Below are 24,315 nucleotides of genomic sequence, written 5' to 3' on the forward strand. Positions count from 1 at the left end.
CCATGACCGCACGGCTTGCCGACATCGCAACCCAGGCGGGGGTCAGCGAAGCGACGGTCAGCCGGGTCCTCAACGGCAAGCCCGGGGTTGCCGCGGCCACCCGCGAGTCCGTACTCGCCGCACTCGACGTCCTCGGTTACGAACGCCCGGTGCGGCTGCGCCGCCGCAGCGCCGGTCTGGTCGGTCTGATCACGCCCGAGCTGGAGAACCCGATCTTCCCGGCGCTGGCGCAGGTCATCGGGCAGGCCCTGACCCGGCAGGGGTATACGCCGGTGCTGGCCACCCAGACCCCCGGCGGCTCCACCGAGGACGAGCTCACCGAGATGCTGGTGGAGCGCGGGGTCGCGGGCATCATCTTCGTCTCGGGGCTGCACGCCGACACCACGGCGGACATGGGGCGCTACGAGCAGCTGCGCGCGCAGGGCGTGCCGTACGTCCTCGTCAACGGGTTCTCGCCGAAGGTGCAGGCGCCCTTCATCTCACCCGACGACCGGGCGTCGATGCGGCTGGCCGTCACGCACCTCGCGTCGCTCGGCCACACCCGGATCGGGCTCGCGCTCGGACCGCGGCGCTTCGTGCCCGTGCTGCGCAAGACGGAGGGCTTCCAGGCGGAGATGGAGGCCCGGTTCGGCCTGCCTGCGGACGGGAGCGAGAAGCTGATCCAGCACTCGCTGTACACGCTGGAGGGCGGGCAGGCGGCCGCGTCCGAACTCATCGCGTCCGGCTGTACGGCGGTGATCTGCGCCAGCGACATGATGGCACTCGGTGCCATCAGAGCCGCCCGCAGGCTGGGGCTCGACGTTCCGCGCGACATCTCGGTGGTCGGCTTCGACGACTCCCCGCTCATAGCGTTCACTGACCCGCCGTTGACCACCATCAGACAGCCGGTCACCGCCATGGGCCAGGCAGCTGTCCGCACCCTGCTCGAAGAGGTCGGCGGCACCCCCGCGCCGCACAGCGAATTCGTCTTTATGACCGAGCTGGTAGTCCGTGGTTCCACCGCGTCCGGGCCGGGATCCTCGACGGGCCCGGAATCCCGGGGCGAGAGCGTCAACAAGGCGTAGCGGGTGCGGGCGCGTCCCTCCCGAGGGATGATCTGTGGGTAGTTGGTTTCTGGCAGACTCTTCCCCTATGGGTGAAACGACCGTGAAGACACTGGACGGCCATCAGGCCACCGCGTCACCCGTCGTGGCCAAGGAGCCTCACATCTCATTCATCGGGCGACTGCGCGCGCCCCGCCGCCCCCGCATCTGGTTCGAAGTACTGCTGATCGCGGTGAGTTACTGGGGTTACTCCCTGATCCGCAACGCGGTACCGGAGCAGAAGGCGGAGGCACTGCGCAACGCGACGTGGATCTGGCACGCCGAGCACCTGCTGGGTATCTCGGTCGAGCAGAACATCAACCACGCCGTGAACTCGGTGACATGGCTGATCATCGGGATGAACTACTACTACGCGACGCTGCACTTCATCATGACCATCAGCGTCCTGGTCTGGCTGTTCCACTTCCATCCGGGGCGCTATGCGGCGGCCCGGCTCGCGCTCTTCGCGACCACGGCGGTGGCGCTGGCCGGCTACTACCTGTTCCCGCTGGCGCCACCCCGGCTGATGAACCACAGCCACTTCATCGACACGGTGCTGGTGCACCACACCTGGGGTTCGATGGCTTCGGGCAACCTCAAGAACATGTCGAACCAGTACGCGGCGATGCCCTCGATGCACATCGGCTGGTCGCTCTGGTGCGGCCTGATCATCTTCGCACTGGCCCGCGCCCCCTGGGTCCGGATCCTGGGCCTGCTCTACCCCGCGCTGACCCTGCTGGTGATCGTCTCGACCGCCAACCACTTCTGGCTGGACGCGGTGGGCGGCGTACTCTGCCTGACCTTCGGAGCGGGCCTCTCGTACGCCTGGTACGGAGCCCTGCCGCACCGGCTCCCCCGGGCCCCGGAAAAGGTCAGAACGGGCGGCACTTTCACCCAGGGCATCCACGGCACGCTGAAGCCGGTACCGGCCAAGCAGGTCCCATCGGACCGCTGAGACCCGCATTCAAGCCCGCCCGCCGACTGAGGCCCGCATTCAAGCCCGCCCGGCGACTGAAGCCCGAATTCAGCCCGTCCGCCGACTGAGGCCCGCATTCAGCCCGTCCGCCGACTGAGGCCCGCATTCAGCCCGTCCGCCGACTGAGGCCCGAATTCAGCCCGTCCGCCGACTGAGGCCCGAATTCAAGCCCGTCCGGCGATTGAGGACCGGGGTCCGGGGCAGAGCCCCGAGCAGACGGCCCGCACCACGCCACCGCACCCCTGTCACGCCCCGTAAAACCGCTCCTCCATAACCCCCCGGGCCCGCCTCGTAGCCCGCCGATAGTCGTCCAGCATGTCCCCCACGTGCCCCGTCTCGTACCCCAGATACCGGGCCACCGCAGCCAGCTCCCGCCCGTCCGAGGGAAACGTGTCGCCGGCCCTCCCCCGCACCAGCATCACCGCGTTGCGCACCCGCGAAGCCAGCACCCACGCCTCGTCCAGGGTCTGTGCGTCCTCGGTGGAGAGCAGCTCCGCGGCATGCGCGGCGGCCAGCGCGGTCCTGGTACGGGTGGTCCGCAGCCCCGGCAGCTCCCACCCGTGCTGCAGCTGCAGGAGCTGCACCGTCCACTCCACGTCGCTGAGCCCGCCCCGGCCGAGCTTCGCGTGCAGCGTCGGGTCGGCCCCGCGCGGCATCCGCTCGGACTCCATGCGGGCCTTGAGGCGGCGGATCTCGCGTACGGCGTCCTCGCCGATCCCCTCGGTGGGATAGCGCAGCGGGTCGACGAGCTCGATGAAGCTGCGGCCCAGCTCCGCGTCGCCCGCCATCGGCTCGGCGCGCAGCAGCGCCTGGCTCTCCCAGACCCCCGACCAGCGCCGGTAGTACGCGGCGTACGACGCCAGGGTCCGTACCAGCGGTCCGCTCTTGCCCTCGGGGCGCAGATCGGCGTCGATCAGCAGTGGCGGGTCGGCGGTCGGCAGCTGGAGGAGCCTGCGCATCTCGGATACGACGGCGTTCGCCGCGCGGGCCGCCTCCTGGTCGTCCACGCCGTCCCGGGGGGCGTGGACGAAGAGCACGTCGGCGTCCGAGCCGTAACTCAGCTCGTGGCCGCCGAAACGGCCCATGCCGATGACCGCGAACCGGGTGGGCAGGGTGTCGCCCCACTGCGCCCGTACGGCGGCGCGCAGGGCGCCCGAGATGGTGGCGGCGTTCAGATCGGTGACGGCGTTGCCGACCCGGTCGACCAGCGCACCCGGGTCGGACTCCGCCGGGTTCTCCTCGGTGCCGTACGAGCCGATGAGGTCGGCGGCGGCCGTACGGAACAGTTCGCGGCGGCGCACCCCGCGCGCGGAAGCGACGGCGCCCTCCGGGGTCTCGGCACGGCCGACCGCCGAGAGGACCTCCTGCTCCAGGATCTCGCGGGGGCGCGGTTCGAGGCCGCCGCGCGCACCGAGCAGGGCGACCGCCTCGGGGGCGCGCAGCAGCAGGTCGGGGGCGAGCCGGCCGGCCGAGAGGACCCGGGCGAGGTTCTCGGCCGCGGCGCCCTCGTCCCGCAGCAGCCGCAGGTACCAGGGGGTCTTGCCCAGCGCGTCGGAGACCTTGCGGAAGCCGAGCAGCCCGGCGTCCGGGTCGGCGGAGTCCGCGAACCAGCCGAGCAGCACGGGCAGCAGGGTGCGCTGGATGGCGGCCTTCCTGGAGACCCCGGAGGCCAGGGCCTCCAGGTGCCGCAGGGCGCCGACCGGGTCGGCGTAGCCGAGCGCTTCGAGGCGCTGGCCCGCCGCTCTGGGGCTGAGCCGGTTCTCGCCGGGCGCGAGCTGGGCGACGGCGTCGAGGAGCGGCCGGTAGAACAGCTTCTCGTGCAGCCGCCTGACGACCGTCGCGTGGCGCTTCCAGGACCTGGTGAGTTCGGCGACGGGTTCGGCGCGCAGCCCCAGGGAGCGTCCGAGCCTGCGCAGGTCCGCCGGGTCGTCCGGGACCAGGTGGGTGCGCCGGAGGCGGTACAGCTGGATCCGGTGCTCCATGGTCCGCAGGAAGCGGTAGGCCGCGTCGAGCTGCGCGGCGTCGGTCCTGCCGACGTAGCCGCCCGCGGCCAGGGCCTCCAGGGCGTCCAGGGTGTTGCCGCTGCGCAGGGTGGCGTCGTTACGGCCGTGCACGAGCTGGAGCAGCTGGACGGCGAACTCGACGTCGCGCAGCCCGCCGGGGCCGAGTTTCAGCTCGCGGTCGACGAGGTCGGGCGGGATGTTGTCGATGACCCGGCGGCGCATCTTCTGGGCGTCGGCGACGAAGTTCTCCCGCTCGGACGCCTGCCAGACCAGGGGCCGGACCGCCTCGGTGTACTCGAAGCCGAGCGCCGCGTCACCGGCCACCGCGCGGGCCTTGAGGAGCGCCTGGAACTCCCAGGTCTTGGCCCAGCGGTCGTAGTAGGCGAGGTGGCTGGAGAGCGTACGGACCAGCGGTCCGTTGCGCCCCTCGGGCCGCAGGTTCGCGTCGACGGGCCAGATCGTGCCCTCGATGTTGGTGTCGGAGCAGATCCGCATCAGGTGCGCGGCGAGCCGGGTGGCGGCCTGCATGGCCGCGGTCTCGTCGGCGCCCTGCCCGGTGCCGGTGGGGTCGGCCGGTTCGGCGACGAAGATGACGTCCACGTCGGATACGTAGTTGAGTTCGTGACCGCCGCACTTGCCCATCGCGACGACGGCGAGACGGCAGGCAGCGGCGTCCTCGGGGGCCGCGGCCGATGCGATGGTGAGGGCGGCGCGCAGGGTGGCGGTGGCCAGGTCGGCCAGCTCGGCGGCGGCCTGCCTGACGTCGGTGGTGCCGCAGACGTCCCGGGCGGCGATGGCCAGCAGACACCGCCGGTAGGCGATCCGCAGCTCCACCGCGTCGGTCGCTTCGGCGAGCCCCTGCTCGAACTCGGCGATGCCGGGGTGCAGGTCGGCTGTCTCGTACGTGACGAGGGCGTGCCAGTCGTGCGGGTGCCGCGCCAGATGGTCGCCGAGCGCCTCGGACGCGCCGAGCACCCCGAGCAGCCGGTCGCGCAGCGGCTTGGCCGCGATCAGGGTGTCCAGCAGCGTCTGCCGTTCGTCGGGCTGCTGCGACTCGGCCATGCGGACCAGGCCGAGCAGCGCCAGGTCCGGGTCGGCGGTGGCACCGAGCGCGTCGAGGAGGACGGGGTCGGTGCGTACGGAGGCCAGCTCCGGGGCGTCGAGCAGCCGCTCGGCCGCCGCGGGATCGGTGAATCCGTGCCGGAGCAGCCGGGTGAACGTACTGCCTCTGCGTCCCGGCACGCTCATGCTGCCGCCTCTCGTCACGTGGCACCCGGCTGGCCGGAACACCGGTTGATCGAAGTCCGGTGCCGAGCGTAGTCGCAGCGGGCCGCGGTGGCGTTGCCGCATCGCGCTGCGGGGTCCGGCCGGGCCCTCGGAGGACCCGGCCGCCCGCGGATGAATGCCGTAGTGGACGGCCGGGGCCCGGGCCTACTGCCCGATGCCGTTCTCCTCGGTGGCCCCGGAGGCGTCCAGGGTCACCTTGGCGATGGACTGGCAGGTGTCGCTGAGGCTGGAGGAGTTGTAAGTGCCCTTGCCCGCGCTGGTGGTGGGGATGCCGAACAGCAGCTTGGAGTACTTGGCGTCGGCGCAGACGGTGGCCGGGTTGTTCCAGTCGAAGTACTCGGTCCAGCTGTTGAAACTGGACCCGGCCATCGGATGGTCGCCGTCGATCTTGATGGTGCCGAGGACCGTGGTGGTGCCCGCGGTCCTGTCGACGATGGAGTACTTCCAGTACGAGCCGGACTGCTGCGCCGCCTCCATCGCGTACTGGTGCCCTTCGACGGGCCGCTGGTCGAGACGGCAGGTCTTGCCGGTGCCGCCCTCGTCGAAGTCCTGGCAGTAGGTGCCGGAGCCGCCCGCGGTGGCCTCGGTACCGTTCCAGATCGAGACGAGGAACATCCCGCCGCCGTCCGCGTGGGTCTGGAACCCCATGTACCCGGAGGCACCGCTGCCCGCGAAGTCGAACTGGGTCGACCAGTAGGCGTTGTAGTCGCCGGGCGAGTGCTGGAGCGTCATCGGGATGGAGACCGATGTGACGTCGGAGGGTGCGCTCCAGTAGGCGTACGTACCGGGGGTCTGCCCGGTGTCGGCGGCCTGCACGGGACCGGCGGGCCCCATGAGCAGAACGGCGGCGCCCGCCGCGGTGGCCAGTGTTCCGGAGGTGATCAGGTGCCGGATCCGCATGTGTGTCTCCTGAGTGGGGGTGGAGTGCACTGATGGACTGCTCGCTGATGGACTACCGGTGAGTGGTTCTGTTCACCGAAGGCACTGAACAAGCACGTTCACGCACCAACTGACACCCCGTCAACGCCTGACGACGAAAAGACAACAGGTGCCTCCGCAAAGTCCAAGAGCACTTCGCCGGGCGGGCGATCGGTCAACACCGTTCCCCGACGGGCGAGTTCACAGTCCGCCCTGAGGCGCGGGGGCTGGGCCTGGGCCGGTCCCGGCGTTGCTGAGCCCGGCAGTTGGCGTCGCAGCGCCGGTGTTCGATTAAAGCCGTTGAGCTGCCGATCCGCATCCGGCATGATCCGTTCCGTGGACACCTATCTGGAGACCGAGCGTCTGGCTCTGCGCCACTTCACCGCCGACGACGCGGACCTGCTGATCGAGCTGGACAGCGACCCGGCGGTGATGCGCTATCTGACCGGCGGCGAGCCGACGCCGCCTGAGGTCGTCCGCGAGAGCTACCTGCCGAATATCATCGCCGGTTACGAGAAGTGGCACGGCCGGCTCGGACTGTTCGCCGCACAGGAGAAGGACGGCGGCGCGTTCATCGGCTGGTTCATCCTGCGTCCCGAGCGGGAGGGCCCACTGGACGAGGTCGAACTCGGCTACCGGCTCCGGCGGGCGGCCTGGGGCAAGGGGTACGCCACCGAAGGCTCGCGGGCTCTGCTGGGCAAGGCGTTCACCGAACTCGGTGTGCGCATGGTCTGGGCCGAGACGATGTCCGTGAACCACGGTTCGCGCAACATCATGGAGAAGCTCCGGATGACGCACGCGGACACCATCCCCACTCCCCCCGACATGGAGATGGTCGAGGGCGCCCAGCACGGCGGCGTACGGTACGAGATCACCAAGGAGCAGTGGGAGCAGCAGTAGGGCTCCTCACACAGCTCCGGGCCGGCGGCATCGCGCCGTCGGCCCGCAGTCGTCACTCCATCAGGAGAAGCCCTTCCGCACAGCCTGGTGGGCGGATCATCCGTCAGAATCGCCCGGCATCCACGCTGCTGTGAGCTGGGTGGATTCGGCTCTGGCGGCTCAGGAAGCCGGTCTCTTCCTGACATTCGCGCGCCCCGTGCACCGCACACTGCGCTCCGGGGCCGGGGCCGGGGGCGTGGCGTTGCTGGGCGGGCTCGCAACCGAGGCCGGAGCGACCGCACTTGCGTGCCGAGTCCCGGCGCCCCCGGTGACCCACCTCGTACGGAGGAGCGCATCCCGACGTCGAAGGTCGCCGCTGTGCGGATGACAGGCGATTCCGCTACGGCCCGTCGGTGCGGGTAGGGGCGGAATCCGCCGTGCCGCGGAGCCGTAGCTGGAGCCACGTGACGAGGCGGGCGTCGGGATCGTCGAGACGGAGACCGAACAGTTCCTCGGCACGCCGCATGCGGTAGCGCAGTGTGGTCGGGTGCACCTTCAGCAGCGTTGCCGCGTCGCCGCCGCGAGGGCCGTGCGCCAGTACGGTGTGGACCGTGCGGGCGTAGTGCGTACCGAATCGCCGGTCGTGGTCGAGCATCGCCGTGACCGCGGGGACGGGGTCGGCGAGCGCCTCATTCGGGTCGGAGGCGAGTTCCTCCAGCACGACGAGGCAGGCGACGTCGGCGCAGGTGGCGACGGGACCGCTCGACGGCTCGGCCGAGACGGCCCGCAGGGCCCGGTCGGCGTCCCGGCGTGCTCGTGGGAGGGCCGTCCAGTTCGCGGTGTCGTGGCCGACGCCCGCCTGCACCGCTGTACCGAGCGCCACGGACGCGTTCGCGGCCGTCCACCTGATCAGTCCGAGCAGTTCCCCGGTGCGTTGTGGTTCCGCGAGCACCGCGTAGGCCCGGTCGTCCACCACACCGCACAACGCGGGCCTGCGGTAGACCTCGAAGTGGCTGTGGACCACCTGAGCGAGTCGCGCCGGGACCGATCGCGGCGAGCGTTCCCCGGCAGTGACGCCGAAGCTGACGACGAGCGCCGTGGCCGACACATCTGTGCCGAGCTGCGCAGCACAGGAGCTGGGTGTCATCGTGCCGCCGAGCATCGCTTCCAGTGCCCGGGTCCGCTGCAGTTGCTCGGCGTCCCGGGCCTGGCGGGCTCGCACGAGGTGAACCGCGGTGAGGTTCGCGGCGCGTTGAAGCGCGTCTTCCGCGGCAGCGCCGAGGTCCCCTCCCGCGTCGATGGCCCACAACGCGCCGAGCAGTTCGCCCTCCGCCCGTACGGCGACGGCGAGCCTGGGGAGCAGGGTCGGCGCGACCCCGGCGAACCGCACGACCGAGACGGACTTCAGCAGCCGCTCGTAGGTGTTCGGGTTGTACGGCAGATCGGGCACCTGCCTGCCGAGGATCGATGATCTGCGGACCTCGTCGGTGGGCTGGTCCGCGAGGCTGGAGTAGGCCAGCACTCGCTCGTGCTGGTCCTCGATCGCCACAGCGCCGCCGACCGTCGCGGCGATCATGTCGGCGAGCGCGAACAGGTCGGCGACGCCTTCGCCGGCTCCCGTGCCCAGCTGCGGCGCCGATGCCGTGATCGTCAGAACGTCCCTGAGCTGCCCCGCCAGATCCAGCCAGGGCACCTCATCGGCCAGCTCCAGCAGTGCGATGCCGGCCTCCGCGCAACCACGGGCGAGCTCGGCGGACGCGAGCCCGGCGTCCGGCGATGCCCGGACCACCGCCGCACCGGCGCCGCTCGCAGTGAGCGACCGGACCGTTTCCTGGACGGCCGAGCCCTGCGGGACCGCACCGACGAGCAGGGCGACACCCCCGTGGCAGCTTCCCGCCAGGGGGTCGTGGTTGTCCCACCCGGCCGAGGGGCGCTCGTGGACGAAGACCGGGCCGGATATCGGCCGGTCGTCGTCCTCCGCGGTGCGGAGCCGCAGCCGTCGCGCGCCGACACCCCGCAGCAGCTCATGAAGAGTCGTCACCCGAGCATGCTCGCATACGAGCAATCGGGGGCCCAGGTTCTCTCCGTCACGAGCATGCGAGCGCCGTACGCCGTGGTGAAGAGTGACCACGGGCACCCGCACAAGAGGCGCCGCCCAGCCATCCGGCACGAACAGACACGACCGGGCACGAACAGACACGACCAGGCATGAACAGGCACGACCAAAGGGGAGACCATGGTGCAGACATCCCCGGAGACGACTCTCCGGGGCGAACCGGAGATGGTGGCGCTGCGTCACTACGGACGGTGGATCTACGGCGCGATCGCGCTCGTGGTGTTCGGATACATAGTGTGGCTGTTCGGTCACAGCTCGATCGACTGGCGAACGGTCCGCTCGTTCCTCACCATCGGCGTCATCCTGAAGGGCCTCGGCAACACGGTCCTCATATCCGTCGTCTCGATGGTGCTCGGTGTCGTGCTCGGGATCGTCTTCGCACTGATGCGGCTCTCCGAGAACCCGGTGACGCGGGCCATCTCGTGGCTGTACGTATGGCTGTTCCGCGGTACGCCGGTGTACCTGCAACTGCTGATGTGGTTCAACCTCGCGATCATCCTGCCGCGCATCGGTCTCCCCGGCCTGGGAAGCGCACCGACGGTGTCGCTGATCACGCCGTTCGTGGCCGCGGTTCTGGGACTTGGCGTCAACGAGGGCGCCTACATCGCGGAAATCGTGCGCGCCGGGATCTCCTCGGTCGCCCCGGGCCAGCGTGAGGCGGCCATGGCCATCGGGATGCGGCCGATGCGCATCATGCGGCGGATCGTGCTTCCGCAGGCGATGCGAGTGGTCGTCCCGCCGCTGGGCAACGACTTCGTCAACCTGCTCAAGACCTCCGCTCTGGCCAGCGCGATCTCCTACAGCGAACTGCTCAACAGCGCGCAGCAGATCTACTTCATCAACAGCAAGGTGATGGAACTGCTGATCGTCGCGGCCGTCTGGTACCTGGTCGTCGTCTCGGTGTTCAGCGTGGCGCAGTACTTCGTCGAGCGGCGGTTCAACCGCGGTAGCACACACGGCTCCAGCCCGACGCTGGCCGAAACGGTGTGGAAGGCGATGACCTCGACGCGACGGACGCGGCGCGGGAACCGGCGGACGGGAGACGCACATGGATGAGCAACCACAGCAACCACTGGTCTTCGCCCGCGAGGTGCGCAAGCGCTTCGGCCACGTCGATGTGCTGAACGGGGTCTCGCTCTCGGTGTCGGCCGGGGAGGTGTGCTGTCTGATCGGTCCCTCCGGTTCGGGCAAGTCCACGTTCCTGCGGTGCATCAACCGGCTGGAGGCCATCGACGGCGGTGTGCTCGAAGTCGGCGGCGAGTTCGTCGGCTACCGCCGAAAGGGCGACAAGCTCCACCAGCTCAGCGAGCGCGACGTGGCTGCGTTCCGCGCGCGCGTCGGCATGGTGTTCCAGCACTTCAACCTGTTCCCGCACATGAACGCGCTGGAGAACGTGATCGAGGGGCCGGTGCACGTACTCGGGCACCCGAAGGCGGCCGCCGCGACGCATGGCCGTGAGCTGCTTGCCCAGGTCGGCCTCGCCGGGAAGGAGGGCAACTACCCCTCGCAGCTCTCCGGCGGCCAGCAGCAGCGGGTGGCGATCGCCCGCGCACTGGCGATGGATCCGGCAGTGCTGCTGTTCGACGAACCGACCTCGGCGCTCGACCCCGAGCTCGTCGGCGATGTGCTCGGCGTGATGCGCGCGCTTGCCGCGCGCGACATGACGATGATCGTGGTCACCCACGAGATGGGTTTCGCCCGTGAGGTCGCCGACACGGTCGCCTTCATGGACGGCGGCGTGATCGTCGAGGCGGGGAAACCCTCCGACGTGCTGGAGAACCCCCGGAGTGACCGCTGCCGCTCCTTCCTGTCCAAGGTGCTGTGATGGCGATCCCCACCAGGCGGCGCACGCCGCGCGCGCTGATCGTGCCGACCGTCGTCATGCTGCTCGCCATCGCCGGATGCGGCAGCCCGCGGGACACCCCGGCGCTGCATCCCCCGTCGAACCGGAAGGCGCTCGACTCCGTACAGGTCGACCCACGGCTGCGGCAGATGCTGCCGGCCGATGTGCGCAGGAGCGGCCGCCTGGTCCTCGGCCTGAACCCCATCTTCGCGCCGATGGAGTTCAAGCCACCTGGCTCGGAGGAGATGCACGGATTCGACCTGGACTTCGCGCGGGCGCTGGCCAGGACGCTCGGGGTCCGCCTGCAGGTATCGGTCTCGCCGTTCGACCAGTTGATCAACTCGCTCAACACCGACCGCGTGGACCTGGTGATCTCCGGGCTGTCCGACTCCAGGGCCCGGGAGCAGACCCTGGACATGATCGATTACTTCCAGTCCGGCGCCCAGGTCTTCACCACCACGCGGAAGGCCGGCGCCCAGCACGGCCTCGGTCAGCTCTGCGGACGGTCGATCGGGCTGAGCAAGACCACCGACAACTACGGCACGATCCAGAAGTTCAGCGCCGAACAGTGTGTGGCGGCCGGGAAGCCACCGATCGACATCGTCGGCGTGGACTCGTCGGCCAGCGCCCGACTGCAGCTGCAGCAGGGCCGGGTGGACGCCTCCGTACAGGAACCGGAGACGCTTGCCTACGTCATGAAGCAGGCGCCCGGCACCTTCGTCCGGCTGGGGAAGCCGCTGAACCCCGCCCCGTACGCGATAGCGATCTCGAAGCACAAGAAGCAGCTCACAACGGCGGTGCTCCACGCGGCCCGCAAGCTCTTCGGCGACGGCGTGTACGCCGAGTTGCTGAGGACCTGGAACTTGCAGGGGTCCGCGCTACCGAAACCTGGCTTGAACCTGAAGGGAAGGCAATGAGCGGAGAAGACCTCAACGTGGTGGGCGCCGCGGCCCTCGTCCTCGTCCGGGACGACGGCGGCCCCAGGCGCGGGCGGGCGCAGGGCGAGGTGGAGATCCTCACCGACGGCGCGGTCGCCATCCGGTCCGGCCGCATCGTAGCCGCAGGACCGACCGACGAGGTGCTGCGCGCCGCGGGCCCCGCCCCGACGCTGGACGCCCGCGGACGCACCGTTCTGCCGGGGCTGGTCGAGTCCCACACCCACCCGCTCTTCGGCGGTGACCGGCACCACGAGTACGCGGAGAAGCTCTCCGGCACAGTCCCGCGGGACCCGACCGCGCCGCGCGGGATAGGCGCGGCCGTGCTGCACACCCGCGAGGCCGATGACGGTGCGCTGCTCTCCGACGCCGCACGTGCCTACGCGAGGCTGCTGCGCGGGGGCGCCACGACCGTCGAGGTGAAGACGGGGTACGGACAGTCGACGCGTCAGGAACTGCGCGCACTCGACCTGCTGCACCGCTCGCGGGCCACGACGCCGCAGTCGCTGGTGCTGACCTTCCTCGGTGCGCATGTGGTGCCCCCCGAGGCGGCGGACGCGGAGAGCTACGCCGGGCTCGTGCGCGACGAGATGCTCCCCGCCGTGGTCGAGCAGGGCATCGCCGACCTGCACGACCTCGTGTGCGAGAGGGGAGTCTTCGACGAGGGCGTCGCCGCGGAGCTGCTGGACGCCTCCCGGAAGGCGGGACTCCCCGCACGGGTGCACGCCGACGCCAATGCCGCCTCGCGCGGCTGGGCGACGGCGGTCGCCGGTGGCGCGATCGCCGCCGACCACCTGACCTACACCCCGGACTCCGAGATCCGCGAGGTGGGAACCACCTCCACGGTCGCCGTGCTGCTGCCGGTCGCCGAGCAGCTCTACCTCGACGAACGCCGGGCCAACGCACGGCTGTTCATCGACGAGGGAGTCCCGGTGGCGCTGGCGACCGACTACTGCTCCGCCCTCCACCCGACGTCGACCCTGCTCAGCCTCGCGCTCGGGACCAGCTGGTTCCGCATGACCCCTGCCGAAGCGATCGTCGCGACCACACTGAACGCCGCCTACGCCTGCGCACGCGGCCACGACCGCGGCTCGATCGACCTCGGGAAGCGCGGCGATCTCACCATCGTCGACTGCCCGCATCCCAACGAGATCTGCGTCAGCATGGGCACCGCGCCCCTCGGCGCGGTGGTCATCGAGGGACGCGTCGTCCTGGGCGGTTCCGCATGAGGCCCATCGGCCTGCTCACCATCGGCCAGAGCCCGCGAACCGACATCGAGCCGGCCCTCGCCGGCATCCTCGGGGCGAATGTCCCGTTGGTGTGTGAGGGCGCGCTGGACGGCCTGTCGTCCGAACAGCTCGGCGAGCTGGAGGCCCCGGCGGGCCCGGCGGGCATCGAAACACGGCTCGCCGACGGCAGCACCGTCGTGGTCCGGCGGGACGCACTGCCTTCGCTGTTGCGGGCTGCCGTGGCCAGGCTGCCGTCCGACGTACGGCTCGCGGCCTATCTGTGCACCGGCGCGCTCCCGGACATCGCGCGCGAGGGACTGCTGCTCCTCGACTCCGGCGCCATCCTGCACGGCACTGTCGCCGCCACCGCGCAGGGCCGGCGGCTGGGTGTGATCAGCCTTCCCTCCGATCTCGCCGATGCGCCCGAGTCCTGGGCCCACCATGGTCCGGAGGTGCTGTACGCGGCGGCCGACCCGTACGGCGACGGGCCGCCCGTGACCGAGGCCGCACGCGAGCTGGCCGATTCCGGCGCGACGCTCCTGGTACTGGACTGCATGGGTTTCGACGCCGGGCACCAGGCGGAGGCCGCACGCGGCTCCGCCCTCCCGGTGATCTGCCCCGCGGTGGTGCTCGGCCACGCGCTCACCGCTCTCACCGTGCCGGACCCCGAGCACCGCGCACGCTGACGAGACCCGACGAAACGGAGTAGGAATGACGACCCGACCCAAGCCCCTGTGGAGCGGACGCCTGGAACGCGGCCTCGATCCACAGGTGTTCGACTTCAGCGTGCTCGTCGAGCAGGACCGCCGGCTGCTGCCGTACGACATCAGGGCCTCGATCGTCCACGTCCGCATGCTCGAACGCCAGGGGCTGCTCGACGCGTCGGATGCGCGGGCGCTGCGGGACGCGCTGGCCGATGTGGAGTTCGCGCCCGACCGCGACGAGGACATCCACTCCATGATCGAGCGCATCCTCGTCGAGCGCCTCGGTGAACTCGGGAAGCGCGTGCACGCCGGGCGCTCCCGCAACGACCAGACGGCCGTGGCCACCCGGCTGTGGGCCCGCGACGCCGCCGCCGGGGCGGCGCACTCGGTGGGCAAGCTGGTACAGACCCTCCTCGACCGCGCACGCGGCGACGGCGATCTGATCCTCCCCGGCTACACCCACCTGCAGCGTGCACAGCCGATCACCCTGGGGCACCACCTCGCGGCGCACGCCACCGCACTCCTGCGTGACATCGCCCGGTTCGGCGCCGCAGGAGAAGCCGCCGCCGTCTCTCCGCTCGGCGCGGGGGCTCTCGCGGGCAGCAGTCTCGGTCTTGACCCGGAGTTCAGCGCGGACGAACTCGGCATGACGGCGAGCTTCGAGAACAGCCTCGACGCCGTGGCCGACCGGGACTTCCTGCTCGACCTGTGCTACGCGGCGACGGTGACGATGGTGCACCTCTCACGCATGGCCGAGGAGCTCGTGCTGTGGACCTCGCAGGAGTTCGCCTTCGCGGAACTGGCGGACTCCGTCGCGACCGGTTCCAGCATGATGCCGCAGAAGAAGAACCCCGACGTCGCCGAACTCGTGAGGGGACGCACGGGCATCGCCATCGGCAGGCTCACCGGGTTGCTCGCCCTGCACAAGGGGATTCCTCTCTCGTACAACCGCGACCTGCAGGACACCAGGCCGGAGGCGTTCGAGCAGATCGATGCCGTACGGCAGTCCGCGGAGGTGTTCTCGCTGGCCTACGGCACGATCGGATTCAACGCCGACACCATGCACGCGGCCGCGGCCGATGGGCGCACGGTGGCGACCGATGTGGCGGAACGGCTGGTCGTCGAGGGGAGCACCTTCCGTGACGCCCACCACGCCGTCGCCGCGCGAGTCGCGGCGGGCGAGCAGTTCATGTCCCCCACGGTCGAGGAGGCGGTCGCCGCACGTCACGCGCGGGGTATGCCCGCCGCCTACCGGGAGCAGCTCGACCGGCTCCAGGCGCGCCTCGACGACCTCGTGCCGTAGGCGCGGCGGCCGTCAGGGCCGGCGGAACGGCTGCGGGCCGGCAGCATCGCGCCGCCGGCCCGCAGCCGTCGCTCCACGAGGAGAAGCACCACCGCCCCGCCCCTACAACACCGGCAGGTTCTTCCGCAGCTCGAAAGCGGTGACCTCGGAGCGGTACTCCTCCCACTCCTGCTTCTTGTTGCGCAGGAAGAAGTCGAAGACATGCTCGCCGAGCGTCTCGGCCACCAGCTCGCTGCGTTCCATCAGTTCGATCGCCTCGCCCAGGTTCTGCGGCAGCGGTTCGATGCCCATCGCGCGGCGTTCCGAGTCGGAGAGCGCCCACACGTCGTCGTCGGCGCCGGCCGGGAGTTCGTAGCTCTCCTCGATGCCCTTGAGGCCCGCGGCGAGCAGCAGCGCGTACGTCAGGTACGGGTTGGCCCCGGAGTCGATGGAGCGGACCTCGACCCGGGCCGAGCCGGTCTTGCCCGGCTTGTACATCGGGACGCGGATCAGCGCCGAGCGGTTGTTGTGGCCCCAGCAGATGTACGAGGGGGCCTCGCCGCCCGCACCCGCGCTGCGCGCCGAGCCGCCCCAGATCCGCTTGTACGAGTTGACCCACTGGTTGGTGACCGCGCAGACCTCGGCGGCATGCGTCAGCAGGCCCGCGATGAAGGAGCGGCCCACCTTGGAGAGCTGGTACTCGGAGCCCGACTCGTAGAAGGCGTTGCGGTCGCCCTCGAAGAGCGAGAGGTGGGTGTGCATGCCCGAGCCGGGGTACTCGCTGAACGGCTTCGGCATGAAGGTGGCCTGCACCCCCTGCTCAAGTGCGACCTGCTTCATGACGAGCCGGAAGGTCATGATGTTGTCGGCGGTCGACAGCGCGTCCGCGTACCGCAGATCGATCTCCTGCTGGCCCGGCGCACCCTCGTGGTGGCTGAACTCGACCGAGATTCCCATGGATTCGAGCATGGTGATCGCCTGGCGGCGGAAGTCCATGCCGACGTTCTGCGGAGTGTGGTCGAAGTAGCCGGAGTTGTCGGCGGGGGTGGGGCGGGTGCCGTCGAGCGGCTTGTCCTTCAGGAGGTAGAACTCGATCTCCGGGTGGGTGTAGAAGGTGAAGCCCAGGTCGGAGGTCTTGGCCAGGATCCGCTTCAGTACGTAGCGGGGATCGGCGAAGGACGGGGAGCCGTCCGGCATCAGGATGTCGCAGAACATCCGGGCGGTGCCGGGAGCCTCCGCACGCCACGGCAGGATCTGGAAGGTGCTGGGGTCCGGTTTGGCGATCATGTCGGACTCGTAGACCCGGGCGAAGCCCTCGATGGCCGACCCGTCGAAGCCGATGCCCTCGTCGAACGCCTGCTCAAGCTCGGCGGGTGCCACGGCGACCGACTTGAGGAACCCGAGGACGTCGGTGAACCACAGGCGCACAAAGCGGATGTCGCGCTCCTCCAGCGTACGGAGCACGAATTCCTGCTGTTTATCCATACCGTTCCTACCTATCCTTGCTGGTCAGCCACCTGCTCCCACGCCTCCGGAGTCCCCGGGGCTCATGAGCATCCCACCACACGATTTCCAGCTTGTTGCGAACCCTCGTCCGAACATCTCACCCCGCTCGGGTGTCCCGCAGCCTCCATTGTGAGTCACATGGAAGCGTGCGCTACCAGCGGACCAGCGCACCCAGCAGGGACACCCCCGCGGCCAGCCACGCGACGTAGTCGCCGACGTGCCCCGAGTGGAGCCGGCGCAGTGGCTGGAACCTGGCGGGGCCGCCCGCGCGGGCCGGCCGCCGTACGGCCACCGTGGCCAGGGCGGCGGCGAGCACCGTGGACAGCAGCCCCAGGAGCACCCCGGCAGCCGACCACTGCGGTGCGTGCTCCGCCTTCCCCGGGAGCGCCTCGTCCAGCGCGTGGCCGATCCCGCCCGCGATGCCCGGAACCAGACCTGCGGCCAGCGCCCCGGCGAGCAGGACCGCAGGTACGACGAGCATGGTGTCGGGGACCCGGGACAGCGGCCGCCCGCCGGTCTCCGGCTCCTCGTGCTCGCCGCTCGTCTCGTACGGCCCGCCGCGCTGCTCGCCTGGGCGCCGGCCGAACCCGCCGAAGACCCGTGCGGCCACGCGCAGCACCGCTCCCCCGGTGAGCGCCGACACCGCGACACAGAGCACCGTGAGAGGCGGTCCCGCCGACTCCTCGATCACCGCCTTGCCCAGCGCCGTACCGAACGGCGGCAGCCCGGCGAGTGCGAGGCCGCCGGCCGTGAACAGCACGCCGACGGCGGGGAGTCCACGCGCTCTGCCGTGCAGTTCGTGCTCGTCGATGGAGCCGTAGCGGTCGAGGAGGATCCCGGCGCAGGCGAAGAGCGCCGCTTTCACCCCCGCGTGTCCGAGTACGTACAGCGCGACGCCCGCCGACGCCTGCGGGGTGAGCAGGCCGGTACCGACGAGGAAGAGCCCGGTGTGCGCGACGGTCGAGAAGGCGAGCAGCCGTTTGAGATGGCGCTGGTACCAGCACATGACGGCCCCGACCAGCGCGGTCAGTACGCCGAGCGTCACCAGGGCCCGTTCGGCCGCGGGCGCCGGGACACCACCGGGACCGCCGAAGACGGTCCAGTAGACCCGTCCCGTCCCGTACACCCCGAGCTCGACCATCACCCCGGAGAGCAGCATGCAGACCGGGGTGGGGGCGACGGCATGCGCGTCGGGGAGCCAGAAGTGGAAGGGGACGGCGGCCGCTTTGACGAGGAGTCCGGTGAGGATGAGGACGAAGGCCGTGATCACGAGGGCGTCGGGGCCGCCCTGTTCGTCGAGGCGCCGTCCGATGGCCCGCATGCCCAGCTCACCGGTGCGGGCGTAGAGCAGCACGATCCCGGTGAGTGTGGCGTACGCGCCGAGTGAGTTGACGATGCCGAAGGTGAGCGCGCCCTGGACCGCTTTCGCCTCCTCGACCCGGTAGCCGGTGAGCGCGTAGGCGACCACGCTCATCAGCTCGAAGAAGACGAAGGCGTTGAAGAGGTCGCCGGTCAGGACGAAGCCGCACATGCCGGCCTGGAAGAGCAGGACGAGCGCGGGGAACGCCCCGGCGTGCCGCAGCGGCGGCTCGGCGAAGTACCGCCAGGAGTAGGCGAGTACGGCGACGACGAGCAGCGAGATCAGGGTGGCGAGGCCGAGCGCGAGCGGGTCGCCGGCCAGGACGATGCCGACGCTCTGTCCGTGCTCCGGGGTCCAGCCGCCGACCCACTCGGCGGCGTGGTCCGTGCCTCCCGTGAGCAGTACGGCGGCGAGCGCGGCGGTGCCCGCCGCGAAGGCGGCGGCGATCCCTTCGGCGGCGATCCTGGGCAGCCTGCGCCCGGCGGCGACCAGCACGACGGCGCCGACGAGCGGCAGCGCCACGATGAGCGGCAGCAGCTCGTTCAGCTGCCGGGACCCGGTCATCCGCGCAGCTCGGAGAGTTCGTCGGGGTCGACGGTGCCGTGCCGTTTGTCGACCTGCACGACGAGGGCGAGCAGCAGCGCGGTGAGGGTCGCGCCGACCACCACGTCGGTCAGGGCCAGGGCCTGCACGATGGGGTCCACCAGGGGCCGCGAGCCCGGCTGCAGATCGGAGAAGACCGGGGCGGTGCCGCCGTCGCGGTAGCCGACGGAGAGCAGCAGCACATAGGTGGAGGACTGGCAGACGGCGAGGCAGCCGACGGCATGGATGAGGTTGCGGCTGGTGGCGAGGCCGTAGACGCCGATGATGAAGATCCACCCGGCGATCGCGTACGGCAGTACGGACATCACTGTGTCTCCTTCTCCGTGTCCGTCTCCTCGATCTCCAGTGCCTGGTCGAGGAAGCCGGCGAGCAGGACGACCACCGCGCAGGCGACCTCCACTCCGATGGCCGCGTTGAGCAGCGGCACGGTCCCGCCCGACGCGAGGGTGTTGAAGGTGCCGTACGGGAGGAAGTTGGCGAGGAAGGAGGTCCCGCAGAGGAGCCCCGCGAGCCCCAGGACCAGATAGGCGCCCTCGCCCGCCGCGTCACCGATGTGGTAGACGCCGATGGGCCTGACCCGCTCCAGCGCCCGGTAGTCGACCGCGATGTAGAGCAGGTGCAGGGCGGTGGCCATGACGACGCCGCCCTGGAATCCGCCGCCGGGGCTGAGCTGGCCGTGCGCGACCACGTACGCCCCCGCGAGCAGCGTGACGGGCAGCGCCACCAGCGCGTAGCGGCGCACGGACCGCAGGACCGGCGCGGGCTGGGGGCGGTACTGCCGCTCGCCCCGGGTCTGGCGCAGCAGCACGACCGTGCCGAGGACCGCGCCGAAGAGGATGCTCTCCTCCCCCAGGGTGTCGAAGGCCCGCTGGTCGAAGTTGACGGACGAGATGACGTTGGCGGTGTGCCGGCTCAGCGAGGCCCGCACCGCGCGGTCGCCGTACGGGTGGACGGCGCCGCCGAACCGCGGGAGGAGCCGGTAGGCGCCGGCGAGCATGGCGGCGAGCCCGGCCAGGCCCACGGCCAGGACCCACAGGCGCAGCCGCCGGGTCATCCGCTGTGCTCCTTGTGCTCGCCCCGGCGCCTGCGGCGGACCTTGCGTACGGACAGGAGCACCAGCAGCGGGGTGAGCGCCGAGCCCACCGAGAGCTGGGAGAGCGCCACGTCCGGGGCCTGGAGAACGGTGAACAGGACGGCCAGCGCGAGGCCGAGGAGCGAGAGGACCAACGCCTGTCTTGCGGGGTCGCGGACCAGGACGGCCGCGGTGGCCGCGGCCGCGACCAGCAGCAGGGAGATGACGGTCAGTGCGTCAGTCATGGGGCGCCGCCTCCGGGGCCGGGTCGTCGAGTGCCCGGGACGCGACGACGTTCCCGGCGACCAGCAGGGCCCCGATGACGAGCAGTTTGGCCGTCGCCCGGCCGGGACCTGTGACCACGCACAGCGGCAGCACCACCAGCGCGGTGGCGGCGATCGCGGGCCAGGTGGTCCGGGAGCTGTGCGGCGGGTCGTCCGCCAGGTCGTCGGCGAGCAGCCGGGCGTACACCAGGCTCCCGACCGGGCCGAGCAGCGCCAGTACCAGGGCCAGATCGGTGTACGCGGAGGGGCGGCCGTACCCCTGGGCGAGCAGCAGCAGGGCGAGACAGACCAGCAGGGTGGCCAGGTTCTGGGCGACGACACGGCGCCGCAGCGGCCCGGTGGCCACGCCCCACAGGGCGGGCGCGACCCCGCACACCAGCAGCGTGGCGGCGGCGAACAGCCAGCCGTTCACCGCTGCCTCACCGCGGTCCGCGCCGCGCGGGCGGCGACCGCCGTCGGCAGCGCGAGCGCTGTTCCGACCACCGCTTCCAGTCCGTCCACGGTACTGATGAGAATCAGCCACAATCCCGTCAGGGCCGCCCACCAGAGCAGCAGTTCCGCAGCGATCGCGTACTTGTGCACCCTTCGTCCACCTCCGTGTGCCGGTGCCCCGGCCACAGTGCCGCACTCCGGCCGCTCAGGCCCTGTGCCATGCCGCGTGCCCCGCCATTACGATCTGAGCCCCCGGACCGTCCGTATCCCACCAGGACTTGAGGACTCATCGATGGCTTCGACGCAGAGCTCGAAGAACGATCGCAAGACCCGTATAGAGGAGATGCGCCGTGCGGACAGGTCGCGCGAGCGCCGGGTGCGCATCGCCGTGATCACGGTGGCGGCCGTCGCCGTGGCGGGGCTGATCGGCTTCGGCACGTATCTCGTCAGCGACCACTCGTCGCAGTCCGACAGCACCGCCGGCAGCACCGCGTCCGACGCCAAGGGGGACGGCGGTACGACGGCCGGGCCCATCAAGGGTGAGAAGGACTGGGACATCAAGAAGCTCGGCCGTACCCACGTCACCACGAAGGTGGACTACCCGATGACACCGCCGGTGGGCGGGGACCACAACCAGGTCTGGATGAACTGCAACGGGAACGTCTACACCAAGCCGCTCCCGGACATGAACGCCGTGCACTCGCTGGAGCACGGCTCGGTCTGGGTCACCTACACGGACAAGGCCCCGGCCGCCGATGTGAAGAAGCTCGGCGCGAAGGTGGCCAGGACCCCGTACTCGCTGATGAGCCCCTACCCCGGCCAGTCGGGCGCCATCATGCTGAGCGCCTGGGGGAAGCAGGTGACGGTGGACGGCGCCGACGACCCGAGGGTGAACCAGTTCTTCACCAAGTACGTACAGGGCCCGCAGACCCCGGAACCGGGCGCCGCGTGCACGGGCGGGCTGGACGGCCAGTGAGCAGGAGCACCCGGCTGATGGCCGTCGCCGCCGCCGTTCTGGTCCTGCTCTGCGCGGCCGCCGCGACCATGGCGTTCACCACCGGAAGTGACAAGGAGACCGCCGCCCCCGCTGCCCGTACACCCACGGCGGGCTCGGCCGACGCCGGTTTCGCGCGTGACATGTCGGTCCACCACCAGCAGGCCGTGGAGATGTCGTTCATCGTGCGGGACCGCACGAAGGACGCCGATGTGCGCCGTCTCGCGTACGACATCGCCAACACCCAGGCCAACCAGCGCGGCATGATGACGGGCTGGCTGAATCTCTGGGGGCTGCCGGTGAGCGACGCAGAGCGGCTGCCGATGCAGTGGATGGGGATGGGTCAGGAGCCGTCCACCGACGGGGCCTTGATGCCGGGGATGGCCACCACGGCGCAGCTCGACACCCTGCGGAAGCTCAGTGGCAGAAAGGCGGAGATCAGCTACCTCCAGCTGATGACGGCCCATCACCGGGGCGGTATCCATATGGCGGAGGGGTGCGTACAGCTCTGCCGGACCGGTGCGGAGAAGAAGCTGGCGCAGGGCATGGTGGCCGCGCAGCAGTCCGAGGTGCAGCTCATAGCCGATCTGCTGAAGGAAAGGGGCGCTTCGGCAACATCGGGATCAACTGCCGGTTCATGACCGTTCCTTGGTGTCTTCTTGGTCATCGCATGCCCCTGGCATGAGCAGTTCATCGGGCAAGGTGTGGCGTACACGCGTACCTGCGACGAACCGCAACACAGGGGGTTCCATGAGATCCAGCCGCTCAAGAATGCGCGCCGGGCTGAGCGTGGCAGCGACACTGCCACTGCTCGCCGGCGCGCTCGCTCTGTCCATACCCAGCGCCAACGCCGACTCCGGTACGGGCAGCCGCCACACGCTCCAGGGCACCAAGCCGCAGTGGGCGAAGGCGTCGGCCGACCGCGGCGCGAGCGCGAACTCGGGCCAGGTGAACGCGCGCGTCTATCTGGCCGGGCGCGACGCCCAGGGCCTGGCCGCGTACGCGAAGCAGGTGTCGGACCCGCAGTCCGCCTCCTACGGCAAGTACCTGAGCGCGAAGCAGGCCAAGGCGCGCTTCGGCGCCACACCCGAGCAGATCAAGCGGGTCACCGCCTGGCTGCAGGCGTCGGGCCTGAAGGTCACCGGCTCGAACCAGCACTACGTGTCGGTCAGCGGTGACGTGAGCGCGGCCGAGAAGGCGTTCTCGACCCAGCTGCACAACTACCGCAAGGGCAGCAAGACCTACCGGGCCCCGACGACGACGGCCTCCGCGCCCGCTTCCCTCCAGGACGCGGTGCTGACGGTCGCCGGCCTCGACAACGCCCCGCACAACGTCAAGCACGACACCACGACGCTGCCCCCGCCCGACGCGGTCTTCAAGAACGCCGGGCCGATGTCGTCGTACTACGGCTCGAAGGTCAACAAGAAGCTGCCGAACGCCTACGGCGAGAAGGCCCCCTACGCCGTCAAGGGCTACACCGGCAAGCAGCTGCGCGCCGCCTACAGCGCGGGCAACAAGACCGGCAAGGGCGTCACGGTCGCCATCACGGACGCCTACGCTTCGCCGACCATCGCGCAGGACTCGGCCAAATACGCCAAGCGCAACGGCGACAGCAAGTACGCGGCCGGCCAGCTCTCGCAGGTGCTGCCGAGCGACTACACCGACATCGACGAGTGCGGCGCGGCCGGCTGGTACGGCGAGGAGACCCTCGACGTGCAGGCCGTGCACGCGGTGGCGCCCAAGTCGGACATCGTGTACGTCGGTGCCGCCTCCTGCAACGACGACGCGCTGCTCGACTCGCTCGGCAAGGTCGTCGACAACCACCTCGCCGACATCGTCTCCAACTCCTGGGGCGACATCGAGGCCAACGAGACCCCGGCCGTCGCAGCCGCGTACGACCAGGTCTTCCAGCTGGGCGCGGTCGAGGGCATCGGCTTCTACTTCTCCACCGGCGACAACGGCGACGAGGTCGCCAACACCGGTACGAAGCAGGTCGACACCCCGGCCAACTCCGCCTGGGTGACGGCGGTCGGCGGCACCTCGCTGGCCGTGGGCAAGGGTGACAAGTACCAGTGGGAGACCGGCTGGGGCACCCTGAAGTCGAACCTCTCGGACGACCAGAAGACCTGGACGTCCTTCCCCGGCAGCTACAACGGCGGCGCGGGCGGCGGCACGAGCAAGACCGTGGCGCAGCCGTTCTACCAGCGCGGTGTGGTGCCCGGGAAGCTCGCCAAGGCCAACGGCAAGACGGCCATGCGTACCATCCCGGACATCTCCGCGATCGCTGACCCGAACACCGGCTTCCTGGTCGGCCAGACGCAGACCTTCCCGGACGGTTCGCAGCAGTACAGCGAGTACCGCATCGGCGGCACCTCCCTGGCCGCTCCGGTCATCGCGGGTATCCAGGCCCTGGCGCAGCAGGCGCAGCACGGGGTTCCGATCGGGTTCGCCAACCCGTCGATCTACTCCCGCTACGGCACGGCGGCGTACCACGACGTCACCGACCACCCGCTGGGCGCCGGCCGCACCCAGTCGGTCGTCCGGGTGGACTTCGCCAACAGCGTCGACGCGAGCGGCGGTCTGCTGACCTCGCTGCGGACGCTCGGCGCCGACTCCTCGCTGGTCGCCACCGTCGGCTACGACGATGTGACCGGCGTCGGCAGCCCGGGCCGGAGCTACATCAGCTCGTACGCCAGGCGCTGACACCGCCACCGCGGACAGCACAGCACCAGCCGCCGCCCCGTCCCCTGCGACCCCGTGACCACGGGAGGGGGCGGGGCGGCGGCGCTGCGGCCCCGGGAGGGAACGGC

Annotated in this window: 22 protein-coding genes; 12 read left to right on the forward strand and 10 right to left on the reverse strand. The window is 70.5% G+C overall.

Going from position 1 to position 24,315, the window contains the following annotated elements:
* The first annotated feature begins 2 nt into the window (after positions 1 to 2).
* Positions 3 to 1,064 (forward strand): LacI family DNA-binding transcriptional regulator, encoded by a 1,062-nt coding sequence (locus G3I19_RS05090; protein WP_164259916.1) that lies wholly within the window; start codon positions 3 to 5, stop codon positions 1,062 to 1,064.
* Between the two features lie 67 nt (positions 1,065 to 1,131).
* A complete protein-coding gene (locus G3I19_RS05095; RefSeq protein WP_164259918.1) occupies positions 1,132 to 2,037 on the forward strand; it encodes a phosphatase PAP2 family protein in 906 nt (301 codons plus the stop codon).
* 266 nt (positions 2,038 to 2,303) lie between these two features.
* Here G3I19_RS05095 and G3I19_RS05100 read toward each other — a convergent pair whose 3' ends face one another.
* Together G3I19_RS05100 and G3I19_RS05105 are read right to left on the reverse strand one after the other, a co-directional pair.
* Positions 2,304 to 5,309 (reverse strand): bifunctional [glutamine synthetase] adenylyltransferase/[glutamine synthetase]-adenylyl-L-tyrosine phosphorylase, encoded by a 3,006-nt coding sequence (locus G3I19_RS05100; protein ID WP_164259920.1) that lies wholly within the window; start codon positions 5,307 to 5,309, stop codon positions 2,304 to 2,306.
* Positions 5,310 to 5,492: 183 nt separating this feature from the next.
* The gene (locus tag G3I19_RS05105; RefSeq protein ID WP_164259922.1) at positions 5,493 to 6,248 is read right to left on the reverse strand and encodes a hypothetical protein; all 756 of its coding nucleotides are present in this window, start codon (positions 6,246 to 6,248) and stop codon (positions 5,493 to 5,495) included.
* A 354-nt stretch (positions 6,249 to 6,602) separates the two neighbouring features.
* On the opposite strand from G3I19_RS05105, the gene G3I19_RS05110 reads away from it, so the two are divergent.
* Positions 6,603 to 7,166 (forward strand): GNAT family N-acetyltransferase, encoded by a 564-nt coding sequence (locus tag G3I19_RS05110; RefSeq protein ID WP_164259967.1) that lies wholly within the window; start codon positions 6,603 to 6,605, stop codon positions 7,164 to 7,166.
* Positions 7,167 to 7,545: 379 nt separating this feature from the next.
* Here the strand turns inward: G3I19_RS05110 and G3I19_RS38215 are convergent, their stop codons facing one another.
* Entirely contained in the window at positions 7,546 to 9,186 is a 1,641-nt protein-coding gene (locus tag G3I19_RS38215; RefSeq protein WP_164259924.1) for a helix-turn-helix domain-containing protein, read from the reverse strand.
* Between the two features lie 195 nt (positions 9,187 to 9,381).
* Here G3I19_RS38215 and G3I19_RS05120 point away from each other — a divergent pair, with 195 nt between their 5' ends.
* Genes G3I19_RS05120 through argH form a run of 6 tightly spaced genes read left to right on the forward strand, consistent with a single transcriptional unit; the run spans position 9,382 to position 15,275 of the window.
* Positions 9,382 to 10,317, forward strand: coding sequence for an amino acid ABC transporter permease (locus tag G3I19_RS05120; RefSeq protein WP_164259926.1), 936 nt, complete (start codon positions 9,382 to 9,384; stop codon positions 10,315 to 10,317).
* Positions 10,310 to 11,086, forward strand: coding sequence for an amino acid ABC transporter ATP-binding protein (locus G3I19_RS05125; RefSeq protein ID WP_203599195.1), 777 nt, complete (start codon positions 10,310 to 10,312; stop codon positions 11,084 to 11,086). The genes G3I19_RS05120 and G3I19_RS05125 overlap by 8 nt, the downstream gene beginning before the upstream one ends.
* Positions 11,086 to 12,021 (forward strand): transporter substrate-binding domain-containing protein, encoded by a 936-nt coding sequence (locus tag G3I19_RS05130; protein ID WP_164259928.1) that lies wholly within the window; start codon positions 11,086 to 11,088, stop codon positions 12,019 to 12,021. The genes G3I19_RS05125 and G3I19_RS05130 overlap by 1 nt, the downstream gene beginning before the upstream one ends.
* Entirely contained in the window at positions 12,018 to 13,268 is a 1,251-nt protein-coding gene (locus G3I19_RS05135) for an amidohydrolase family protein (RefSeq protein ID WP_164259930.1), read from the forward strand. The genes G3I19_RS05130 and G3I19_RS05135 overlap by 4 nt, the downstream gene beginning before the upstream one ends.
* Positions 13,265 to 13,954 (forward strand): AroM family protein, encoded by a 690-nt coding sequence (locus G3I19_RS05140; protein ID WP_164259932.1) that lies wholly within the window; start codon positions 13,265 to 13,267, stop codon positions 13,952 to 13,954. Before G3I19_RS05135 ends, G3I19_RS05140 begins: the two co-directional genes overlap by 4 nt.
* Before the next feature lie 25 nt (positions 13,955 to 13,979).
* On the forward strand, positions 13,980 to 15,275 hold the full coding sequence (gene argH / locus G3I19_RS05145; protein ID WP_164259933.1) for an argininosuccinate lyase: 1,296 nt from the start codon (positions 13,980 to 13,982) through the stop codon (positions 15,273 to 15,275).
* Between the two features lie 102 nt (positions 15,276 to 15,377).
* On the opposite strand, the gene G3I19_RS05150 is transcribed toward argH, so the two are convergent.
* The 7 genes from G3I19_RS05150 to G3I19_RS37275 form a co-directional block, all read right to left on the reverse strand.
* On the reverse strand, positions 15,378 to 16,739 hold the full coding sequence (locus G3I19_RS05150) for a glutamine synthetase family protein (RefSeq protein WP_164259935.1): 1,362 nt from the start codon (positions 16,737 to 16,739) through the stop codon (positions 15,378 to 15,380).
* A gap of 172 nt (positions 16,740 to 16,911) precedes the next feature.
* Positions 16,912 to 18,684, reverse strand: coding sequence for a complex I subunit 5 family protein (locus G3I19_RS05155; protein ID WP_239073978.1), 1,773 nt, complete (start codon positions 18,682 to 18,684; stop codon positions 16,912 to 16,914).
* Positions 18,681 to 19,028, reverse strand: a complete 348-nt coding sequence (locus G3I19_RS05160; protein ID WP_164259937.1) for a sodium:proton antiporter — start codon at positions 19,026 to 19,028, stop codon at positions 18,681 to 18,683. The genes G3I19_RS05155 and G3I19_RS05160 overlap by 4 nt, the downstream gene beginning before the upstream one ends.
* Positions 19,028 to 19,777 (reverse strand): MnhB domain-containing protein, encoded by a 750-nt coding sequence (locus G3I19_RS05165; RefSeq protein ID WP_164259939.1) that lies wholly within the window; start codon positions 19,775 to 19,777, stop codon positions 19,028 to 19,030. Before G3I19_RS05165 ends, G3I19_RS05160 begins: the two co-directional genes overlap by 1 nt.
* Positions 19,774 to 20,040, reverse strand: a complete 267-nt coding sequence (locus tag G3I19_RS05170) for a DUF4040 domain-containing protein (protein WP_164259940.1) — start codon at positions 20,038 to 20,040, stop codon at positions 19,774 to 19,776. The genes G3I19_RS05165 and G3I19_RS05170 overlap by 4 nt, the downstream gene beginning before the upstream one ends.
* Entirely contained in the window at positions 20,033 to 20,491 is a 459-nt protein-coding gene (locus tag G3I19_RS05175; RefSeq protein WP_164259943.1) for a monovalent cation/H+ antiporter complex subunit F, read from the reverse strand. Before G3I19_RS05175 ends, G3I19_RS05170 begins: the two co-directional genes overlap by 8 nt.
* A complete protein-coding gene (locus G3I19_RS37275; protein WP_239073984.1) occupies positions 20,488 to 20,661 on the reverse strand; it encodes a hypothetical protein in 174 nt (57 codons plus the stop codon). Before G3I19_RS37275 ends, G3I19_RS05175 begins: the two co-directional genes overlap by 4 nt.
* A gap of 142 nt (positions 20,662 to 20,803) precedes the next feature.
* Here G3I19_RS37275 and G3I19_RS05180 point away from each other — a divergent pair, with 142 nt between their 5' ends.
* From G3I19_RS05180 to G3I19_RS05190, 3 genes are all read left to right on the forward strand, one after another.
* Positions 20,804 to 21,487 carry a DUF3105 domain-containing protein gene (locus G3I19_RS05180; RefSeq protein ID WP_239073979.1) on the forward strand — a complete coding sequence of 228 codons (684 nt, stop codon included), beginning with the start codon at positions 20,804 to 20,806 and terminating at the stop codon, positions 21,485 to 21,487.
* Positions 21,488 to 21,555: 68 nt separating this feature from the next.
* On the forward strand, positions 21,556 to 22,146 hold the full coding sequence (locus G3I19_RS05185) for a DUF305 domain-containing protein (protein ID WP_239073983.1): 591 nt from the start codon (positions 21,556 to 21,558) through the stop codon (positions 22,144 to 22,146).
* 109 nt (positions 22,147 to 22,255) lie between these two features.
* A complete protein-coding gene (locus G3I19_RS05190; protein WP_164259945.1) occupies positions 22,256 to 24,208 on the forward strand; it encodes a S53 family peptidase in 1,953 nt (650 codons plus the stop codon).
* Positions 24,209 to 24,315 lie beyond the last annotated feature (107 nt).

Origin of the sequence: Streptomyces sp. SID10853 (assembly GCF_010548145.1) — a bacterium.
In the GTDB taxonomy this organism is placed as follows: Bacteria; Actinomycetota; Actinomycetes; order Streptomycetales; family Streptomycetaceae; genus Streptomyces.

Excerpts from the sequence above, each read along its gene's own strand:
- G3I19_RS05090 (WP_164259916.1), top strand. The coding sequence starts at position 3 with ATGACCGCACGGCTTGCCGACATCGCAACCCAGGCGGGGGTCAGCGAA.
- G3I19_RS05095 (WP_164259918.1), top strand. The coding sequence starts at position 1,132 with ATGGGTGAAACGACCGTGAAGACACTGGACGGCCATCAGGCCACCGCG.
- G3I19_RS05100 (WP_164259920.1), bottom strand. The coding sequence starts at position 5,309 with ATGAGCGTGCCGGGACGCAGAGGCAGTACGTTCACCCGGCTGCTCCGG.
- G3I19_RS05105 (WP_164259922.1), bottom strand. The coding sequence starts at position 6,248 with ATGCGGATCCGGCACCTGATCACCTCCGGAACACTGGCCACCGCGGCG.
- G3I19_RS05120 (WP_164259926.1), top strand. The coding sequence starts at position 9,382 with ATGGTGCAGACATCCCCGGAGACGACTCTCCGGGGCGAACCGGAGATG.
- G3I19_RS05125 (WP_203599195.1), top strand. The coding sequence starts at position 10,310 with ATGGATGAGCAACCACAGCAACCACTGGTCTTCGCCCGCGAGGTGCGC.
- G3I19_RS05130 (WP_164259928.1), top strand. The coding sequence starts at position 11,086 with ATGGCGATCCCCACCAGGCGGCGCACGCCGCGCGCGCTGATCGTGCCG.
- G3I19_RS05135 (WP_164259930.1), top strand. The coding sequence starts at position 12,018 with ATGAGCGGAGAAGACCTCAACGTGGTGGGCGCCGCGGCCCTCGTCCTC.
- G3I19_RS05140 (WP_164259932.1), top strand. The coding sequence starts at position 13,265 with ATGAGGCCCATCGGCCTGCTCACCATCGGCCAGAGCCCGCGAACCGAC.
- argH (WP_164259933.1), top strand. The coding sequence starts at position 13,980 with ATGACGACCCGACCCAAGCCCCTGTGGAGCGGACGCCTGGAACGCGGC.
- G3I19_RS05150 (WP_164259935.1), bottom strand. The coding sequence starts at position 16,739 with ATGGATAAACAGCAGGAATTCGTGCTCCGTACGCTGGAGGAGCGCGAC.
- G3I19_RS05155 (WP_239073978.1), bottom strand. The coding sequence starts at position 18,684 with ATGACCGGGTCCCGGCAGCTGAACGAGCTGCTGCCGCTCATCGTGGCG.
- G3I19_RS05160 (WP_164259937.1), bottom strand. The coding sequence starts at position 19,028 with ATGTCCGTACTGCCGTACGCGATCGCCGGGTGGATCTTCATCATCGGC.
- G3I19_RS05165 (WP_164259939.1), bottom strand. The coding sequence starts at position 19,777 with ATGACCCGGCGGCTGCGCCTGTGGGTCCTGGCCGTGGGCCTGGCCGGG.
- G3I19_RS05170 (WP_164259940.1), bottom strand. The coding sequence starts at position 20,040 with ATGACTGACGCACTGACCGTCATCTCCCTGCTGCTGGTCGCGGCCGCG.
- G3I19_RS05180 (WP_239073979.1), top strand. The coding sequence starts at position 20,804 with ATGGCTTCGACGCAGAGCTCGAAGAACGATCGCAAGACCCGTATAGAG.
- G3I19_RS05185 (WP_239073983.1), top strand. The coding sequence starts at position 21,556 with ATGGCGTTCACCACCGGAAGTGACAAGGAGACCGCCGCCCCCGCTGCC.
- G3I19_RS05190 (WP_164259945.1), top strand. The coding sequence starts at position 22,256 with ATGAGATCCAGCCGCTCAAGAATGCGCGCCGGGCTGAGCGTGGCAGCG.